The sequence below is a fragment of the Pseudomonas sp. SIMBA_068 genome (assembly GCF_046534705.1).
Lineage (GTDB): Bacteria > Pseudomonadota > Gammaproteobacteria > Pseudomonadales > Pseudomonadaceae > Aquipseudomonas > Aquipseudomonas putida.
Genome location: NZ_JAWRYI010001036.1, coordinates 1 through 254 on the forward strand (window position 1 = coordinate 1; position 254 = coordinate 254).

General features: G+C 57.1%; 1 pseudogene. It reads left to right on the forward strand.

From position 1 onward, the window contains the following. Window positions 1-176: 176 nt before the first annotated feature. Window positions 177-254: pseudogene (locus tag SB756_RS32585) on the forward strand (cytochrome o ubiquinol oxidase subunit III); the annotation flags it as partial.

A 254-nucleotide genomic window follows, 5' to 3' on the forward strand; every position in this document is an offset into this window, starting at 1 on the left:
CGAGCCTGGTGGGCACTATCGGTTACTTCATCATTCACGCTGCCCGTGATGATCAAGGCTACATGGTGCCGGTCGAAACGATCGAACGCATCGAAGCCGAGCAGCACGCTCGCCTGGTAGCCGAGAAGAAGATCCCGGCCAACCGTGTAGAAACCTCGTTGGAACAGGCTTAAACCATGTCGAACTTAGTGACCAATGCTGGACACGCCCATGTCGATGACCATGGGCACGATGACCACCACCACGACTCGGGG